The following is a 17,713-nucleotide window of genomic DNA, read 5'->3' on the forward strand; positions in this document are numbered from 1 at the left end:
CCACCGCCACCGCGCGGCGGTAGAGTCACGCCGCCGGCGTCGCTCGGACCGCCGGCTCGAGGGAGGCGCGGCCATGACGCCGTACGAGGGGCCCTCCGACTCCGGGTCGGGACCGGTCCCGACGCTGCCCGAGACCAGGTTCCGCGAGTGCTTCGAGCGCTCGAGCGTGCCGCAGGCGTTCTGCGACCCGCACGGGGTGCTGACCGAGGTGAACGAGGCGTTCTGCCGTCTGCTCGGGCGCGACGCCTCCCAGCTGGTCGGCGTCCCCGTGCGCGACTTGAGCCACCGGTCCGACAGCGGCGAGGCCGACGTCCTGCTCGCCGCGCTGCTGCGCGGCGAGAAGAGCAGCGTCCAGACCGAACGCATCCTGGGTCGCGCGGACGGCCGCCCCGTCCCCGCCCTCGTCGACGCCTCGCTGCTGCGCGACGACCGGGGCCGGCCCGCCGGGGCGGCGGCGCTCGTCCAGGACCTGACGACCCTGCGCGGCCTGGAGCGACGACGCCAGCAGCAGGAGGACTTCTTCCTCGCGCTGGCCCAGCGGGCCAGCGACCTCGCGATCGTGGCCGACGCCGACGGCCGGCTCCTCTACGCCTCCCCCGCCCTGACCACCATGCTCGGCTTCGAGTCCGCCGAGATCCTCTGGACCCGCGCCTCCGACTTCGTCCACGACGAGGACGTGGCCGCCGCGCGCGAGGCCTTCATCCGGGTCGTCGCCGACGGTGGCGCGGAGACGACCTCCCTGCGGGTCCGCGACTCCGACGGCGCGTGGCACTGGATGGAGCAGACCACGAGCAACCTGCTGGACACCCCCGTCGGCGGCATCGTGTGCAACCTGCGGGACATCACCGACCGGGTGCACGCCGAGGCCAAGCTGCGCGCCTCGGAGTCGCGCTACCGCGCCATCGCGGACAACGCCGACGAGGGCCTGTGGGTGATGGCGCCGGACGGCGTCACCCTCTACGTGAACAGCAGGATGCTCGAGATCCTCGGGCTCCCGGAGGCGGACGTCCTCGAGCGCCGCTTCCTCGACGTGTTCGACGACGTGCAGGCGCTCGACCTGCCGGACACGACGTCGGCGTCCCGCGACCCCAAGCGCTACGAGGTCCGCTACGAGCACCCCGACGGCGGGCTGCGTGTCCTGTCCGTGTCGCGGGCCCCGCTGGACGAGGCCGGCGGCTCGGTCGACGGCTCGCTGGCGATGGTCTCCGACGTCACCGAGTCCCGCCGGCTCGAGGACCAGCTGCGCCGCGCGGCCCTCGAGGACGACCTCACCAAGCTGCCCAACCGCGTGCTGCTGATCGACCGGCTGGAGCACGCCCTGCAGCGGGAGACCAGCCGGACGGCCGTGCTGTTCGTCGACCTCGACCGCTTCAAGTTCATCAACGACGCGCGCGGCCACGCCGTCGGCGACGACGTGCTGAAGGTGGTGGCCGCCCGGTTGCGGGACGCCGCTCGTCCCGCCGACACCGTGGCCCGCTTCGGCGGCGACGAGTTCCTCGTGGTGTGTGAGGACGTCGACGAGCAGACGGCGCGCCAGGTCGCCGAGCGCCTGCTGGCCTCGATCGAGGTGCCCTTCCGGCTGACCGGCGGCGAGGCCGTGCTCACCACCTCGATCGGGGTCGCGCTGTCGCCCACGACGTCGGCGGCCGCGCTGCTGCGCCACGCCGACACCGCGATGTACGCCGCGAAGGTCGCCGGCCGCAACCAGATCCGGGTCTTCGACGCGGCCCTCGCCGCCCAGACCGAGGAGCGGTTCGAGCTCGGCAGCGACCTGCGCCGCGCCCTGGTGAGCAACCAGATGCAGCTGCACTACCAGCCGGTGATCGACCTCTCGACCGGGCTGGTGCTCGGGGCCGAGGCCCTCGCGCGCTGGGACCACCCGCTGCTCGGCGACGTGCCGCCCGGCCGGTTCGTCCCGGTGGCCGAGGACATCGGGCTGGCCCCCGGCCTGGACCGCTGGGCGCTGCGCCGCGCCGCGCGCGAGGCCACCGCGCTGCGGGCCGCCGGCGCGCTGTCGGACGGCACCTACGTCGCTGTCAACGTCTCGGCCCGGACCCTCAGCGACCCGGGCCTCGAGGACTGGATCTCCTGGAGCATCGACGCCGAGGGCCTGACTCCGGCGGACGTGCTGCTGGAGGTCACCGAGAGCGCCGTCATGGAGGACGCCTCCCGCGCGGTCGCGCTGCTCACCCGGCTGCGCGAGCGCGGGTTCGGCGTGGCCGTCGACGACTTCGGCACCGGTCACAGCTCGCTGGCCTACCTGCGCCGGTTGCCCCTGTCGGTGCTGAAGATCGACCGGAGCTTCGTGGCCGAGCTCTCCAGCGACGCCAGCGCGCTGGCCATCGCAGGCTCGATCATCGACCTCGCCCGCACGATCGGGGTCACGGTCGTCGCCGAGGGCGTCGAGACGACCGGGGACGCCGAGCTGCTGCGCGGGCTGGGCTGCGACGCCGCCCAGGGCTGGCTGTGGAGCAGGGCGGTGCCGCCCGACGAGGCCCTCGCCGCGGGCGCGCTGAACCGCCGTTACGAGGTCAGCGGATCCCCTCGGTGACCTCGTCCACGGTGGGCGTCCCGTCGGGACGGGCCACCGTGATGCGTCCGCCGCCGAGCTGCTTGGCGCGGTACATCGCGACGTCGGCGCGGCGTACGAGGTCGTCGAAGTCGTGCGGCGGGCAGAGCGCGATGCCGATGCTGACCCCGATCTCGTGGTCCTGGATCGGCCGGCGCAGCGCGCCGAGGATCTTGGCGCCGACCAGCACCGCGGCCGCCTCGTCGGTGTCCTCGCAGATGATCGCGAACTCGTCACCTCCGAGCCGGCCGACCGTGTCGGTGGACCGCACCGCCGCGGTCAGCCGGGCCGCGACCTCCTTGAGCAGGACGTCGCCGGCCTCGTGGCCGTGGCCGTCGTTGACCGGCTTGAACCCGTCGAGGTCGAGGAAGAGCACCGCGGTGCCCCGCCCCTCGGAGCGGTGCTGGCGCGCCGCCGCGGTCTCCAGGCGGTCCAGGAAGAGGTAGCGGTTGGGCAGCCCGGTCAGGGGGTCGTGCAACGCCTGGCGGCGCAGCGCGCGCTCGACCCGGCGCGCCTCGGTGACGTCCGAGACCATCACCAGGGAGCCGAGCGGCTGGGGCACCGCGCCGGTGAGCAGGCTCCGGGAGACCTCCAGCGTGCGGTCACCGCCGTGGGGGTGGCGGTAGACGACCTCGACCTTGCCGGCGTCGGGTCCCCAGTGGTCGAGCTGCAGCAGGACGAGGGTGTCGGAGCCGTGCAGCTCCGACAGCGGTCGACCCAGGATGGCCGCGGCGGTCTCGTTCGCGAACGTCGTCGTGCCGTCGGGGCCCATCGCGATGATGCCCTCCTGCGCGGTCTCCACCATGGCCCGGTGCAGCGCCTCGGAGAGCCGCAACGCCTCCTCGGTCTGCACCTGCTCGGTGATGTCGCGCAGGTTGGCGACCAGCCCCCGGATCTCGGGGTCGTCGAGGCAGTTGGTGACGGTCTCCTCCGTCCAGCGCCACCGCCCCTCCTGGTCGCGCAGCCGCAGCACGAACCTCTCGGTGTGCCGGGGCTCGGCCAGCACCCGGCCCAGCACCTCGGCGACGCGGGGGGCGTCGGCCGGGTGGACGTACTCCCACCCGGCGGTGCTCAGCACGTCGGCCGGGTCGTAGCCGAGGAGCTGCACCACCGAGGGGGTGACGTAGGTGATCGTGAGGTCCTCGTCGACGACGATCGCGGTGTCCCACGAGCGCCGGCCGAGCACCTCGTAGAGGCTCTCCTGGACCGCCGCGGCCCGTCGTACGTCGTCGACCTCGCCGAGGTCGCGGGCCGCCACCGCGACGGCGTACGCCGTGCCGCCGGCGTCGCGCAGGAGCGTGGCGTCGAGCATCAGCGAGACGCTGGTGGCCCCCGCGCGCCGGAAGATGCCGGCGAAGCTGACCCGGTCGTGCTCGCCGCTGCGCAGGGCGGCCATCCGCTCGGCCGTGTTGTGCGCGTCCATCGGGTGCACCAGCGACAGCAGGTCGTGGTCGGTGAAGTGGTCCTCGGGGAGCCCGAGCAGCTCGCACCACGCGGCGTTGACCGAGCCGAAGCGGCCGTCCAGGTCGAGCAGGGCCACGGGCGTCGCGACCGTGGCGAGCTGGGCGCCCGAGGCGTCCGCGGCGTGGACCAGCTCGCGGTGCCCGAAGAGCTCGGCGGTGACGTCGCGCATGATCACGGTGACCCCGATGACGTCGCCGTCGGCGCCGTGCACCGGGCCGAGGACGACCGAGGCCTTGAAGGAGCTGCCGTCACGACGGACGGCGGTGTCGATGAACGGCTGGATCCGCTCGCCCTCGAGCACCTGGCGGAGGTACGCCGCGTGCACGTCGCCTCCCTCGCGGGGCACCACGAGCGACAGCTCGCTGCCGGCGAGGTCCTCCGGTCGCCAGCCGAGGACCGTCTCCGTGGCGGGGCTCGCCCACCACACGACGCCCCGGACGTCGACGGAGAGGATGCAGTCGTGCGAGGTCGCCGCGATGCTGGCCAGCAGCCGGCCCTGGTCGATCTGCAGCACGTTCCCCCCTTCCCCACCCGTCGGGGGACCACCGTGACGGATCCCGCCGATCTCGCCCCCACGCGATCAGGTGCTCAGATGATCGGTCCCCGGTCCTGCCCACTTGAGCCCCGGATCCGGTGAAAGTCCTGACGCGAGCGCGCACGCTACGGCGTTTCACCCAAATCGGGGACGGAAGTCCACAGGTCGACCTACGGTGCTGGTACTCGAGTTCAGGGGGGGACGTGAGAGCACCAGTGGGGTTCGACATGGTCGCCGGGCACGGCGACGTGCCGGAACCGGTCAAGACCACCCGTGCCGCCACGAGCCCCTCCGCCGGGCCCGGTGACCCGGTCGACGCCGGACCCGACGGCCCCCGGGCGTCCGCCCGCGCGCTGTTCGAGCAGTCCCCGGTGCCGCAGGTGCTGTACGACGCCCGGGGCGTGCTGGTCGACGCCAACGTGGCGTTCTGCCGTCTCGTCGGACGGCCCGCCGACGAGCTGGTCGGACGACCGGTGCGCGCGCTGCTCCACGACTCCGACGCGAGGGCGGGCCGGGGCCTGCGGTGGGGCCTCCGGCGCGGCCGGCGCTCCCACGGGTCCGAGCGGGTCCTCGCCGGACCAGACGGCCGACCCGTGCCCGCGCTCGTCAGCACCACCACGCTGCGCGACGCCACCGTCGACCGTCCGCTGGTCATCGCATCGGTCCAGGACCTGCGGCCGCTGCGCCGGGTCGAGCGCCGCCGGGAGCGGCAGGAGAGCTTCTTCCTCGCGCTCGCCCAGCGGGCAGGTGACCTCGCCCTGGTCTCCGACGCCGGCGGCCAGGTCGTCTACGTGTCCCCTGCGCTGGGTGACCTGCTCGACCACCCGGCCGAGCACCTCGCCGCAGCCTGGAACACCGAGTTCGTCCACGAGGAGGACTCCGCAGCCGTGCAGGCCCTCGCCGCGCGCGTCCGGGCCCGAGGCGGCACCGAGTCGCTGGTGTTCCGGATCCACGATGCCGCCGGCGCGTGGCACTGGATGGAGGCGACCGTGAGCAACCTGCTCGACACCGCGGTCGGGGGCACGCTGTGGAACCTCCGCGACGTCGACGACCGGGTCCGTGCCGAGGCCGCCCTCCGCGCCTCGGAGTCCCGTTACCGCACCATGGCCGACAACGCCGACGAGGGCCTGTGGGTCTCCGCAGCCGACGGTCGCGCCGTCTACGTGAACGACCGGCTGGTCGAGATCCTCGGCCTGGACGGCGGCCGGATCCTCGGCCGGCGACTGGTCGACGTCGTCGACTCCGAGCGGCGCCTGCGTCCCGACCTCGCGGCAGGTCGCCCACCGATCCGGCCGGGGCGGTCCGAGATCGTCTACCGCCACCCCGACGGCCGCCCGCGCACCCTCGTCGTGTCCGCCGCACCCCTCGACGACGCCGACGGTGCCGTCGAGGGGTTCCTGGCCATGGTCTCCGACGTCACCGACGCGCGCCGGCTCGAGCACGAGCTGCGCCGGGCCGCCCTGCACGACTCCCTCACCGGGCTCCCCAACCGGGCCCTGCTCTTCGACCGGCTGCAGCAGGCCCTCGCCCGGGAGACGCGCTCGACCGCGGTCCTCTTCGTCGACCTCGACCGGTTCAAGTTCGTCAACGACGTCCGCGGGCACGTGGTCGGCGACGAGCTGCTGGTCCGGGTGGCCGCGCGGCTCAAGGACTCGGCCCGCCCCACCGACACCGTGGCGCGGTTCGGGGGCGACGAGTTCCTCGTCGTCTGCGAGGACGTGGACGAGGCCGCGGCCCGGCTGCTGGCCGACGACCTCGTCGCGGCGCTGGACGCACCGTTCCCGATGTCCGAGGGCGAGGTGCGCCTGACCGCCTCGATCGGGGTGGCCCTGTCCCCCTCCCCCTCACCCGGGACGTTGATCAGCCGGGCCGACACCGCGATGTACGCCGCCAAGGTCTCGGGCCGGCACCGCGTCCGTGTGTACGACGCCGACCTCGCCGCCCACACCGAGGAGCGGTCCGAGCTCGGCAGCGACCTGCGTCGTGCCCTCGAGGCCGACGAGCTCATGGTCCACCACCAACCCGTCGTCGACCTCGCCACGGGCCGGGTCGTGGGCACCGAGGCGCTGGCGCGCTGGCACCACCCGGTGCACGGCTCCGTGCCACCGGACCGCTTCGTGTCCGTGGCCGAGGAGGTCGGCCTCGCGCCCGAGCTCGACCGCTGGGCGCTGCGCCGGGCGCTCGCCGACGCCCGGCACCTGCGGGCGGCCGGCGCGATGGCGGAGGACAGCTACGTCGCCGTCAACTTCTCCCCGCACACGCTGGGCGACCCGGGGCTGGACGTCTGGATCGCGCAGGTGGTCCGCGCCGCGGGCTTCGCACCGCACCAGGTCCTCATCGAGGTGACCGAGGGCGCGGTGATGGCCGACGCGACCACCGCCGTCGCCGTGCTGACCCGGCTCCGGGACCGGGGGTTCCTGGTCGCCGTGGACGACTTCGGCACCGGGCACAGCTCGCTGGCCTACCTGCGCACCCTGCCGCTGACGATGCTGAAGATCGACCGCAGCTTCGTCGCCGGGATCGCCACCGACGCCGAGGCGCAGGCGATCGCCGCGTCCATCGTCGAGCTCGCCCGGGCCCTCGGGCTCGTCGCCGTGGCGGAGGGGGTGGAGACCCCCGAGGACGCCCGGATGCTCCAGGAGCTCGGCTGCGACGCCGCCCAGGGGTGGCTCTGGAGCCCGGCCGTGTCCTCCGCGACGGCACGCGAGACCGGCGCCCTCACCCGCTCCCACGACATCCCCGGCCGGTAGGCCCCACCGTCAGTCGGGGGGTGCCACGAGCCGCCACGACGGCGGCCCGTCGCCGTGCTCGACGGCCACGGCGACGCGGCCGCCGCCGTGCTTCTTCGCGTGGTACATCGCGGCGTCGGCCCACCGGAGGATGTCGGCGGGGTCGCAGGGCGGTGAGAGCGCCACCCCGATGCTGGCGCCCACCCGGGTGCGCACCGCCTCGAGCTCGACCGGCGGCCGCATGGCCGCCTGCACGCGCGCGGCGACCGACAGGGCACCCGCCTCGTCGATGTCCTCGCAGACGATGACGAACTCGTCCCCACCGTGCCGGCCCACCGTGTCGCTCGCGCGGACCGACCGGGCCAGGCGGGCGCCGACCTCCCGGAGCAGCTGGTCCCCGGCGTCGTGGCCGTAGCGGTCGTTGACCGGCTTGAGCCCGTCGAGGTCGAGGAAGAGGACCGCGGTGCCCGCTCCCTCGTTCCGCGACTGCCGCGCGGCCGCCATCTCCAGCCGGTCGAGCAGCAGGTAGCGGTTGGGCAGCCCGGTCAGCGCGTCGTAGAGCGCCCGCCGGCGCAGCGCGCTCTCAGCCCGGCGGGTCTCGGTGATGTCGGAGACCGTGACCAGCGACCCCAGGGCAGGGTCTCCCTCCCGGCTCAGGGGCGTGTGGGCGACCTCGAAGAGCCGCTCGGACCCCTCCGGGTGCCGGTAGCCGACCTCGCGGCGCCAGGACCCGGGCTCCGCGCCGGGGTCGGTGCCGACCTGCTCCGACAGCAGCCCGGCGACCACGTCGCTGCCGTAGAGGAGCTCGAGCGGCCTGCCGAGCAGCTGCGCCATCGCGGCGTTGGCGTACGACGTGGTGCCGTCGGGGGCGGTCACCACGATCCCCTCCTGCGCGGTCTCGACCATGGCCTCGTGCAGGGCCCGCGAGAGCCGGTGCTCGTCCTCGGCCCGCACCCGGTCGGTGACGTCGCGCAGGTGGGCGACCAGGCCGCGCACCCCGGGGTCGTCGAGCCGGTTGTGCACGGTCCCGTCGACCCAGCGCCAGCGCTCCTGCCGGTCCCGGAGCCGGGCCACCAGCCGTTCGGTGCGTCGTGGGTCGGCGAGCACCCTGTCGACGGCCTCGGTGACGGCGGCGTGGTCGGCGGGGTGGACCAGCGCGCGGGCGCTGCGCGCGTCGAGCTCCCCGGCGGCGTACCCCAGCATGTCGGTGACCGCGCGCGCGGCCCAGTGGATGGTGAGGTCGGCGCCGGTCACGACGACGGCGTCGTCCAGGTGGTTGCCGCTCGCCTCCTCCGGCCGCCGGCCGGGCACCTCCCGCGGCGCGGGCGCGGCCCACACGTCGGTGCCGTCCGGGTCGAGGGTGAGCGCGGAGCCGGACCCCGCGGCCCGCTCGGCCGCGGTGGCCCGGTCGGCGGCAAGCGCGCGGCGCAGCCGACCGATCGCCAGATCGTCCATCCCGAGAAGCCTCCGGTCAGCCCAGGCCCACGGCGCCGAGATAGGCGTCCCACAGGGAGCCACCGGCGAAGATGCCGATCGCAGCCCCGCTGAGCAGGAACGGGCCGTGCGGCACGCGCATCCCGAGCCGGCTGCGGCCGGTCGCGATCAGCAGCACCCCCACGACGGCCCCGATCGCGAAGCCCAGGGCGAGGCCGACGATGCTGGTGCCCCAGCCGAGCCAGCCCAGGGCCAGCCCGAGGACCGGCGCGAGCGCGACGTCACCGAGCCCCATGCCACGGCCGAGCGTGAGCAGCCAGATCCCGCCGTACACCCCGAGCCAGAGTGCGGTGGAGAGCAGCGCCGTCGGCACCGCGCCCGGCCCGCGCACCACGACGTCGATCGCCAGGGCGAGGACCGTGCCGGTCGCCGCGGCCCCGGTGACGGCGAAGGGCAGCCGACGGTGGTCGAGGTCGATGAGGAAGAGCGCGACACCGGCCGCCATGACCACGAGCGCGGCCGCGGTGTACGGCGACGGGCCGAACCGCCAGCCGGTCATCGCGAAGAGCAGCCCGGTCGCGAGCTCGACCATCGGGTAGCGCGCCGAGATCGGGGTCCGGCAGTCGCGGCACCGGCCACGCAGCACGAGCCACGAGACGACCGGCACGTTGTCGCGAGGTCGCACCGGGTGCGCGCACGCGGGGCAGGCCGAGCCGGGTGAGACCAGGGAGACGCCCGCCGGCACGCGGTGGATCACGACGTTGAGGAAGGAGCCGATGAGCAGGCCGAGCACCCCCAGGGCGGTGGGCAGCAGCGCGGCCGGGAGCGGCCCGGCCAGGGTCGCGCCGGTCATGACGGCTCCCCGCTCGTCTCGATCGTGCGCCACAGCGCCTCCATCTCGGCGGAGCCGACCAGCGAGATCAGCTCGCGGCGCAGGGTGGCGAACGCGTCGTCCGTCCGGGACGCCCACGCGAGCGGGTCGAGGTCGCCGGCGAGGTCCCAGCGCAGGTCGACCGTGGCGAGCTGGTGGTCGCCCGCGTGCACGGCGGCCGCGACCAGGTAGGCCTCGAAGGCCGCGACGTCGGCCTGGTGGACGAACCGGTACGCCGCGTCCTGCTCGCCCTCGCGGTCCATCACCTCCGCGACGGCCAGGCAGTCGAACGCGGCGGCGCGCAGCTCGGCGACGAGCTCCTCGGGGGTGCGGCCCTCCAGGCGCCGGGCCGCCGGCCCACCCTCCTCCGGCTCGTGCTCCAGGGGGTCGCACGCGTCGAGGTGGTCCAGCTGCGCGAACTGCTCCATCAGCACCTCGTGCACGGACTCGTCGAACGTCGAGACCATCGCCTCACGGGCGGTCTCCACCACCTGGCGGGCGGTGAGCTCGCCGAGGGCGGACGCGGCCACGGCCTCCAGCGCGGAGGCGACGGCCTCCCCCACCGCGGCCAGCTGCGCGACCGGGTCGTCGGCCTCGGCGAGGCCGTTCTCCCACAGCAGCTCCTCGAGCAGGTGCACGTCGCCCGCCCACGAGGCCAGCTGGGCACGGCGGAGGTCGCCGTCTGCGGCGTACCGGCCTGCCAGCCGCGCCAGCTGGTCGGGGACGGAGAGCCGCTGGGGGGCGGCGGGCTCCTCATCCTCGAAGACGATCGTCATGGACCTACTCCTTGCGGGATGACTAGCGACGCCACCGGCGACGGCCGGCCGGGGGTGCGCTCGACGCGGGCGGGGGAACAGGCAGCACGACCTCGTCGTCGTGCGCCGTGAGGGTCGACCGCAGGTCCACCGGCGTCTCGACGGCGGCGGGCTCGTGTGTCGGAGGCTCGGAGGCGGCGGGCTCGGAGGCGGCGGGCTCGAAGGCCCGCGTCTCGTGCGCCGGGGCCGCGACCTGTGGCGCCTCGTGGTCCAGGGACGGATGCGGCTGCGCCTCCGGCTCCGGCAGCTGCGCGGTCAGCGCGGCGGCGTCGGGCAGCGCGGGCGGCAGCTGGGTCACCGTCACGCCGGCGTCGGCGGGCGTCGGTGCGACCTCGACGCCCGGGTCGACGGCCGGGGCGACAGCAGGGTCGGCAGCCGGCGCGGACAGCGTCAGGAACGAGGTGTCGTGCACGGCCGCGGGCGGGGCCGGCTCGGAGAGCTCGCGCAGGTGGCTGGGGCGGCGCGGGCCGCGACCCAGCGCGTGGGGCAGCGGGTCGCTGGGCAGCGGCAGGTGCGGCCGGGCGATGCCCTCCGGGGCCCCGAGGCGCTCGACGGCCGCGGCCACCCGGGCCAGGGTGCGGTGCGGGTTCTCGTCCTCGCTGGTGTGCTCGGCCAGGCCCCGGACCACGAGGGACACCTGACGGAGGTAGGCCGCCGCCTGCTCGGCGGTGACACCTTCCGTCGGGGCGATCGCGCCGGTGCCTGGCAACTGCTCGCCCAACGCGGCCTCGAGGGCCGCGGACGCCTCCAGGGCGTCGAACTCGACCCAGTCCGAGTCGTCGGTGTCCGGCAGGTCCGCCCGGACCTCGTCGGCCTGCGGCTCGCCGTCGGCAGTGTCGGTCGTGTCCTTCGCGCCGCGGCCACGGCGGCCGCGCCACCTGCGGGTGCGCCTGCTCCGGCCGCCCGGGGCCTCGCCCTCCACCTCCGCCTCGACGTCACCGTCGGCCTCGGGGGCGGCTTCGGGTGCGGCCTCGGGGGCAGCGTCGGCCGCGGGTACGTCCTCGACGACGGGAGCGGCCTCGGCCACGGGGGCGGCGTGCACCTCCGGCGCCGGGCGCTGCGGCTGGGCCGTGGACGCGGCGGCCGCGGCGCGACGACGGCGCGACGAGATCACGAGAAGAAGGACGAGCAGGACGAGCAGCGGCGAGACGATGAGTGCTTGGGTGGTCGGCTCCATGTGGTGTTCCCCCGGTCAGTTCTGGGTCGTCGCGTTCATGTTGATCGTCTTGCCGGGGTCGACGACCGGCGGCATGACGAACATCTGGCCCGCGATGGTGGTGGTGAACCCACCGTCGGTCCCGCCCCCGGAGAGGCTGACCGAGTCGATCAGGTAGGCGCGTGGCATCTGCTCGAGGTTCTCCAGCAGCTGCAGCGTCTGGTCGTAGCTGCCGGTGACCGAGACCGACACGGTCTGGCTGGCCAGCTGTCCGGATCCCGGGGCCGGCGTGGCGGTGACGCCGGCGCCGGCGCCCGCGCCGATCACCGGCGGCGTGGGAGCCAGGGTGGTCACGCCGTTGGGGCCGATGCCGGCGTCCACGGCCGCGGCCGTGACCTCCCGGAACAGGCCCGGCTGGTCGGCGGTGGGCGGGAACTTGGCGGCCAGCTCGCGGGCGGTACGCCGCGCCGCGGTGACCTCGCCCCGCTGCTGCTCCAGCTGGGCCAGCTGCTGGGTGAGCATGGTGTTCTGCTGGCGCGCCGACTCGACCTGGAGCCGGGTGTCGGCGAGGGTGCTGGTCTCGGGACCGATGACCGCGACCCAGCTCACCGCGCCGAGCGCCAGGAGCGAGAGGGCACCGAGGGCCTTCGTGGCGTTGGGAGTGCTGAGGTCCATCAGGACGCACCCCCGTCCGTCGCCGCCGGGTCGGCCGGGGCGGTCGCCGGGTCTGCCGGGTCGGCCGGCGTGGCGGCCTCGGCCGGCGCGTAGCGGTTGCTGAAGAGCTTCTCGGACAGCCCCACCGAGCCGCTGAAGGTCACCGTCGCGGTGTCGCCCGCGGTCGTGGTCGAGATGAACGGCTCCACGAAGAGGCCCATGCTGCCCAGGTTGGTCACCAGCTCCCCCACCTCGGCGCGACTGACGGCGGTGCCGGACAGCGTCACGCAGCCGATGATGGTCTCGGTCTTGAACGGGTCGGGCCCCGGGCACACCGAGGCGCCGGCGGGCGTCGTACCAGCAGCGGGCGCGGGCGTCGCGCCCGCCGCGGCGGCGTCGGCCGCGAGCGTCACGGCGATCGACTGGAGCGTCGTCCCCGACGGGCTGGCCTCGCGGATCCCGGAGAGCACCCGGGAGAAGTAGATCTCCCGCGCCATGGTCGTGGCGACGGTCTGCTTCTGCGCGGCGACCCCGGTGACGAAGGTGCGGATGGTGGTCAGGGTCTGGGTCTGCGAGCTGAGCCGGTTGGTCTCGGCCTGCTCGACCGCGACGAGCTTCTCGGCCTCCGCGACCCGCTGGTGCTGGAGGAACCAGGCGGCCCCGGCGAGCAGCACCATGACGACGCCCCCGGCGACGAAGCGCCGGCGCATCCGGCGCACCGCCATCCGGTCGAACTCCGACTGGGAGAGCAGGTTGACGCGCGGCAGCCCCGGCGCGGGGTGGTGGGCAGCGCTGCGCAGCTTCATCGCGCCGCTCCCGCGCAGAGCCCGGCCGCCACGGCCAGGACGCCCTCGTCGCCGGCGTCGAGGCGCGCGCCGTGCGCGGCCTTCACGTGCGCCATCACGTCGTAGCGCTCCACGGGCACGCCGACCTTCTCCTCGAGCAGCTCGCGGAGACCGGCCAGGCGGGCGCCGGACCCGGCCAGCACCACCCGGGCGACCTCGGTCGGCGCAGCAGCCTCGCCGGCGGCCTCGATGGCCGAGGCGCGGTAGAAGTCGAGCGTGGTGCCGATCTCGCCGACCAGGTCGGTCGCGGCCCGGACCACGACCTGCTGGGCGGGGTGGTCGAGGCCGTCGTGACGGGGCGCGACCGTGGCGCGCTGGGACTCGTCGAGCCGGGCGTGGCCGGGGAGGCCGACGAAGACCTTGGTGCGCTCGGCGTCCTCCCAGGTCCACTGGTAGCGGTTGGCCACCGCCTGGGTGATCGAGTCGCCCCCGACGCCCGGGATGATGCGCACGTAGCGGGGCACCCCACCGGCGTGCACCACGACCGACACCACGTCGGAGCCGATGTCGACGATCGCCTCGGCCTCGCCGGCCGGGTCGAGGCCACCCGGGGTCCGGGCGCGGACCAGCGCGAAGGGCAGCAGGTCGACACCGCGGGTGCGCAGGCCTGCCCCGCGGACCGCGTCCACGAAGGGGTCCACGACCTCGCGGGCCGCGGCGACCAGCAGGATCCGGGCCACGCGCCGCGGGTCCTCGTCGCCCTCGGCCAGCTCGAGCTCGTCGAGGAGGTGGTAGTCGAGGTTGGCGTCGTCGACCGGCATCGGCAGCGCGTCCTGCACCTGGTAGCGCAGCGCCTGGCGGAAGTCCGCCGGCGGCATCCAGTCCAGCACCATCTGCCGGACCATCACCCCGGAGTTGGCGATCGCCAGGCTCACCTCCTTGGAGCCGAACCGGCCCTTCGACCACAGCTCCTTGAGGGCCGCGGTCAGGGCCTCACCGTCGACGACGATGCCCGAGCGCACGACGCCGGGAGCCAGCGGGACCGAGGCGAAGCGGCGCAAGGTCGACCGGCGTCGCCCGGGGACGAGCTCGGCTGCGCGGACACCGGTGCTGCCGATGTCCAGTCCGACCAGGGTGCGTGCCATCGAGTCCTCGAAGTGGTGGTGGGGTGGTGAATCGGGTCGAAGTGGTCATCGGCGGCCCGGGCCCGCGACTTGACGGGCGGCACGGGATTTCCCGTCATGAGGTTCTCGGCACGCGGTCTACAGATGGGGGCCTCCCCGACCGATACAGAGGAGGACCGTGGTCCCCCGCGCACTGTCGACTGCCGACCGAGAGGCCCCCCGTTGACGCTCCAGATCGCTCCGTTCCTGCAGGCCGTCGTGGTCAACCACGGCTCGGACCTGCACATCAAGGTGGGCGGCCCGCCGCGCGTACGGATCTCGGGCACCCTGGTCCCGCTCCAGGCCGACCCGCTGACCGCCGACAGCGCCGAGGCGCTCATCCGCGAGACCATGCCCCCGGACGTCGCCGCGCAGTTCGCCGCGACCAACGAGGCCGACTACGCCCTGTCCGTGCCGGGGATCGGACGCTTCCGCGTCAACGCCTTCCGCTCGCGGGGCACGGCCGGCTGCGTGCTCCGGCTGGTGCGCCACAACCCCATGTCGCTCGCCGAGCTCGAGCTCCCCGACGTGATCCGCCAGCTGGCTCTCGAACCGCGCGGGCTGGTCCTGGTGACCGGCCCGACCGGCTCGGGCAAGACCACGACGCTCTCGGCGATGGTCGACGAGATCAACGAGTCGCGGGCGGTGCACATCCTCACCATCGAGGACCCGATCGAGGTGGTGCACAGCGACAAGCTCGCCAGCGTCACCCAGCGCGAGCTCGGCACCGACACCGCCGACTGGGCGGTGGCCATGCGGGCCGCGATGCGCCAGGACCCCGACGTCATCCTCATCGGCGAGATGCGCGACGTCGACACCGTCAAGGCCGCCCTGTCGGCCGCGGAGACCGGCCACTTCGTGATGTCGACGCTGCACACCACCGACGCCAAGGAGACGGTCAACCGGGTCATCGACTTCTTCCCGCCGCACGAGCAGAAGCAGGTACGCCTCGGGCTGGCGACGTCGCTGCGCGGCATCGTCTGCCAGCGGCTGGTCCCCCGCGCCGACGGCGTCGGCCGGGCGGTCGCGATGGAGATCGCGGTCAACGGACCGCGGCTGGCCGAGGCGATCGCCGAGCCGGACAAGACGGACACGATCGACGACATCATCGCCGCCGGCGGCTACTCGGGGACCCAGACGTTCGACCAGCACCTGGTCCGGCTGGTGCTCGACGGGACCGTCTCGGTGCGCGACGCGAAGCTCGTGAGCTCCAACACCCACGACATCTCCGTCATGCTGAAGCGTGCAGGGGTCGACCCCCTGCTCGTCGACGAACGGGTGTGATGAACAGATGAGTCCGCAGACCTCGGGCGACGGCCGTCGCCGCTCGGTCACCTCCACGGTGCCCTCCGCCGAGCTCGCCTCCCTGGACCTCGAGCAGCTCCGGGGCTACCGGCACCGGCTCGAGGCCGAGGAGGAGAAGGTGTCGTACTGGCGCCGCCTCGTGCACGCCCGCATCGACGTCCTGGACGCGGAGTCCGGGACCGCCGCCCCGCTCAGCGTCGACGACCTGGTGCGGGTGCTGGGCGATACCGGGTCGGGGCAGACCCGCCGCGCCCTGGTGAGCTTCCGCGCCGCCGACCCGCTGCCGGACCTACCGGTGCTCAGCGAGATGTGGGTGACCGAGGTCGACCCGCACGACGAGGAACAGGTCGCCGACGCCCAGCAGCGGCTGCGCACCGCCGAGCAGCAGCTCACGGCGTACCGCCGTGCCCTCCACGAACGCATCGACGAAGCCACTCGGGAGCTCATCCTGCGCTACCGCGACAACCCGCTCGCCGCGCTGTCCGTCATCCCCCAGGAGTGACCGTGCAAGCCCAAGCCTCCCGAGAGACCGTCAACGCCCTGCTCGACGCGGGGCTCCTCACCCCCGAGCAGGTCGACGCGGCCACCCTCGCGGCACCGCAGCGCGCCCGCAGCGTCCTCGAGGTGCTGCTGGAGGACGGCACGGTCGACCGCACCGACGTGGTGCGCACGGCGGCCGGCAGGGCCGGGCTGGAGTACGTCGAGCTCACCGAGTACACCGTGGAGATGGCCGCGGCGGCGCTGCTGCCCGGGGAGTTCGCGCGCCGGGCCGGCGTGCTGCCGCTCCGGATGGAGCACGGCGAGCTGGTCGTGGCGGTCGGCCTGCGGCAGGCGGGCAACATCGAGCTCAAGGACGACCTCGGCCGGATCACCGGCCGTCGGGTGCGCTTCGCGATCGCCAACCGCACCGAGATCGAGACCAAGATCAACCAGGTCTACCGGGCCGAGGGCGAGCTGCACGACCTCACCTCGGACCTGACCGCCGACGAGGAGACCGAGGACCTCGCGAACTTCACCGAGGTCTCCGACGAGGCACCGGTCGTCCGGTTCGTGAACCTGCTGATCACCCAGGCGATCTCCGACCGGGCCTCCGACATCCACATCGAGCCGACCGAGCGGGACCTGCGGGTGCGCTACCGCATCGACGGCGTGCTCAAGGACGCGCACCGGTCGCCGAAGAACATCCAGAACGGCGTGATCTCCCGGCTCAAGATCATGGCGGACATGAACATCGCCGAGCGGCGGGTCCCCCAGGACGGCCGGATGTCGGTCAACCACGACGGTCGTCGCATCGACCTGCGCGTCGCGACGCTGCCGACGGTGTGGGGCGAGAAGGTCGTCGCGCGGATCCTGGACAACACCAACACCCAGTTGGCGTTGCAGGACCTCGGCTTCAGCGAGGACAACTTCCGGCGCTTCTCGGAGTCCTACTCCAAGCCCTACGGGATGATCCTGGCCACCGGCCCGACCGGGTCGGGCAAGTCGACCACCCTCTACGCGACGCTGAACCAGCTGAACCGGCCCGACGTCAACGTGATCACCGTCGAGGACCCGGTGGAGTACCGCCTCGCGGGCATCAACCAGGTGCAGACGAACACCAAGGCCGGGCTGACCTTCGCCTCGGCGCTGCGCTCGATCCTGCGCTCGGACCCCGACATCGTGCTGATCGGTGAGATCCGCGACCACGAGACCGCCCAGATCGCGGTGGAGGCGGCGCTCACCGGCCACCTCGTCCTCTCGACGCTGCACACCAACGACGCGCCGTCTGCGGTCACCCGGCTCGTGGAGATGGGGATCGAGCCGTTCCTGGTCGGCTCCGCGCTCGACGTGGTGCTCGCCCAGCGCCTGTGCCGGTCGCTGTGCGGCCGCTGCAAGACGGCGTACACCCCGGAGGGCGAGGAGCTGCTGCGGGTCGGCTACCCCTGGCAGGAGGGCGAGCCGCTGCCCACGCTGCACCGGCCGGTCGGGTGCTCCGCGTGCTCGAAGACCGGCTACCGCGGGCGGCTGGCGCTGCACGAGGTGATGAGCGTGACCGAGGAGATCTCGCGGCTCACGGTCGCCCGTGCCTCCACCGACGACATCACCCGGGCGGCCATGTCGCAGGGCATGACCGAGCTCAAGCACGACGGCTGGCTGAAGGTCGCCCAGGGGCGGACGTCGATCGAGGAGGTCCTGCGCGTCGTCGCCTGAGCCGGCTCAAGTCGGGGCGCCGCGCGGCCGATGAACAGGGTGG

General features: G+C 74.1%; 13 protein-coding genes. 5 read left to right on the forward strand and 8 right to left on the reverse strand.

What is annotated here, in order from left to right:
• Nucleotides 1-73: 73 nt before the first annotated feature.
• The gene (locus ACFO9I_RS13430) at nt 74-2,551 is read left to right on the forward strand and encodes an EAL and GGDEF domain-containing protein (RefSeq protein ID WP_379181613.1); all 2,478 of its coding nucleotides are present in this window, start codon (nt 74-76) and stop codon (nt 2,549-2,551) included.
• On the opposite strand, the gene ACFO9I_RS13435 is transcribed toward ACFO9I_RS13430, so the two are convergent.
• On the reverse strand, nt 2,532-4,547 hold the full coding sequence (locus ACFO9I_RS13435) for a bifunctional diguanylate cyclase/phosphodiesterase (RefSeq protein WP_379181615.1): 2,016 nt from the start codon (nt 4,545-4,547) through the stop codon (nt 2,532-2,534). The genes ACFO9I_RS13430 and ACFO9I_RS13435 overlap by 20 nt on opposite strands.
• Nucleotides 4,548-4,771: 224 nt before the next feature.
• On the opposite strand from ACFO9I_RS13435, the gene ACFO9I_RS13440 reads away from it, so the two are divergent.
• Complete coding sequence (locus ACFO9I_RS13440) at nt 4,772-7,318, forward strand: EAL and GGDEF domain-containing protein (protein ID WP_379181617.1); 2,547 nt, start codon at nt 4,772-4,774, stop codon at nt 7,316-7,318.
• 9 nt (nt 7,319-7,327) lie between these two features.
• On the opposite strand, the gene ACFO9I_RS13445 is transcribed toward ACFO9I_RS13440, so the two are convergent.
• From ACFO9I_RS13445 to pilM, 7 genes are read right to left on the reverse strand one after another with little or no spacing between them, the layout of a single operon-like run.
• On the reverse strand, nt 7,328-8,752 hold the full coding sequence (locus tag ACFO9I_RS13445) for a diguanylate cyclase domain-containing protein (protein WP_379181619.1): 1,425 nt from the start codon (nt 8,750-8,752) through the stop codon (nt 7,328-7,330).
• Nucleotides 8,753-8,768: 16 nt separating this feature from the next.
• Complete coding sequence (locus ACFO9I_RS13450) at nt 8,769-9,584, reverse strand: prepilin peptidase (protein WP_379181621.1); 816 nt, start codon at nt 9,582-9,584, stop codon at nt 8,769-8,771.
• Complete coding sequence (locus ACFO9I_RS13455; RefSeq protein ID WP_379181623.1) at nt 9,581-10,378, reverse strand: hypothetical protein; 798 nt, start codon at nt 10,376-10,378, stop codon at nt 9,581-9,583. Before ACFO9I_RS13455 ends, ACFO9I_RS13450 begins: the two co-directional genes overlap by 4 nt.
• Before the next feature lie 22 nt (nt 10,379-10,400).
• On the reverse strand, nt 10,401-11,594 hold the full coding sequence (locus tag ACFO9I_RS13460) for a hypothetical protein (RefSeq protein WP_379181625.1): 1,194 nt from the start codon (nt 11,592-11,594) through the stop codon (nt 10,401-10,403).
• A gap of 15 nt (nt 11,595-11,609) precedes the next feature.
• The gene (locus ACFO9I_RS13465) at nt 11,610-12,248 is read right to left on the reverse strand and encodes a hypothetical protein (protein WP_379181627.1); all 639 of its coding nucleotides are present in this window, start codon (nt 12,246-12,248) and stop codon (nt 11,610-11,612) included.
• A complete protein-coding gene (locus tag ACFO9I_RS13470; protein ID WP_379181629.1) occupies nt 12,248-13,033 on the reverse strand; it encodes a hypothetical protein in 786 nt (261 codons plus the stop codon). Before ACFO9I_RS13470 ends, ACFO9I_RS13465 begins: the two co-directional genes overlap by 1 nt.
• Nucleotides 13,030-14,157 carry a type IV pilus assembly protein PilM gene (gene pilM, locus ACFO9I_RS13475; RefSeq protein ID WP_379181631.1) on the reverse strand — a complete coding sequence of 376 codons (1,128 nt, stop codon included), beginning with the start codon at nt 14,155-14,157 and terminating at the stop codon, nt 13,030-13,032. The genes ACFO9I_RS13470 and pilM overlap by 4 nt, the downstream gene beginning before the upstream one ends.
• A 201-nt stretch (nt 14,158-14,358) precedes the next feature.
• Here pilM and ACFO9I_RS13480 point away from each other — a divergent pair, with 201 nt between their 5' ends.
• From ACFO9I_RS13480 to ACFO9I_RS13490, 3 genes are read left to right on the forward strand one after another with little or no spacing between them, the layout of a single operon-like run.
• Complete coding sequence (locus ACFO9I_RS13480) at nt 14,359-15,459, forward strand: type IV pilus twitching motility protein PilT (protein WP_379181633.1); 1,101 nt, start codon at nt 14,359-14,361, stop codon at nt 15,457-15,459.
• Between the two features lie 7 nt (nt 15,460-15,466).
• The gene (locus tag ACFO9I_RS13485; protein WP_379181635.1) at nt 15,467-15,982 is read left to right on the forward strand and encodes a hypothetical protein; all 516 of its coding nucleotides are present in this window, start codon (nt 15,467-15,469) and stop codon (nt 15,980-15,982) included.
• A 2-nt stretch (nt 15,983-15,984) separates the two neighbouring features.
• A complete protein-coding gene (locus ACFO9I_RS13490) occupies nt 15,985-17,670 on the forward strand; it encodes a GspE/PulE family protein (RefSeq protein ID WP_379181637.1) in 1,686 nt (561 codons plus the stop codon).
• Nucleotides 17,671-17,713 lie beyond the last annotated feature (43 nt).

The organism is Nocardioides sp. GCM10023255 (assembly GCF_042653125.1).
GTDB lineage: Bacteria > Actinomycetota > Actinomycetes > Propionibacteriales > Nocardioidaceae > Nocardioides.

What these genes read in the sequence shown, in the direction of transcription:
- ACFO9I_RS13430 (WP_379181613.1), top strand. Translation starts at nt 74, where the DNA reads ATGACGCCGTACGAGGGGCCCTCCGACTCCGGGTCGGGACCGGTCCCG.
- ACFO9I_RS13445 (WP_379181619.1), bottom strand. Translation starts at nt 8,752, where the DNA reads ATGGACGATCTGGCGATCGGTCGGCTGCGCCGCGCGCTTGCCGCCGAC.
- ACFO9I_RS13450 (WP_379181621.1), bottom strand. Translation starts at nt 9,584, where the DNA reads ATGACCGGCGCGACCCTGGCCGGGCCGCTCCCGGCCGCGCTGCTGCCC.
- ACFO9I_RS13455 (WP_379181623.1), bottom strand. Translation starts at nt 10,378, where the DNA reads ATGACGATCGTCTTCGAGGATGAGGAGCCCGCCGCCCCCCAGCGGCTC.
- ACFO9I_RS13460 (WP_379181625.1), bottom strand. Translation starts at nt 11,594, where the DNA reads ATGGAGCCGACCACCCAAGCACTCATCGTCTCGCCGCTGCTCGTCCTG.
- ACFO9I_RS13465 (WP_379181627.1), bottom strand. Translation starts at nt 12,248, where the DNA reads ATGGACCTCAGCACTCCCAACGCCACGAAGGCCCTCGGTGCCCTCTCG.
- ACFO9I_RS13470 (WP_379181629.1), bottom strand. Translation starts at nt 13,033, where the DNA reads ATGAAGCTGCGCAGCGCTGCCCACCACCCCGCGCCGGGGCTGCCGCGC.
- pilM (WP_379181631.1), bottom strand. Translation starts at nt 14,157, where the DNA reads ATGGCACGCACCCTGGTCGGACTGGACATCGGCAGCACCGGTGTCCGC.
- ACFO9I_RS13485 (WP_379181635.1), top strand. Translation starts at nt 15,467, where the DNA reads ATGAGTCCGCAGACCTCGGGCGACGGCCGTCGCCGCTCGGTCACCTCC.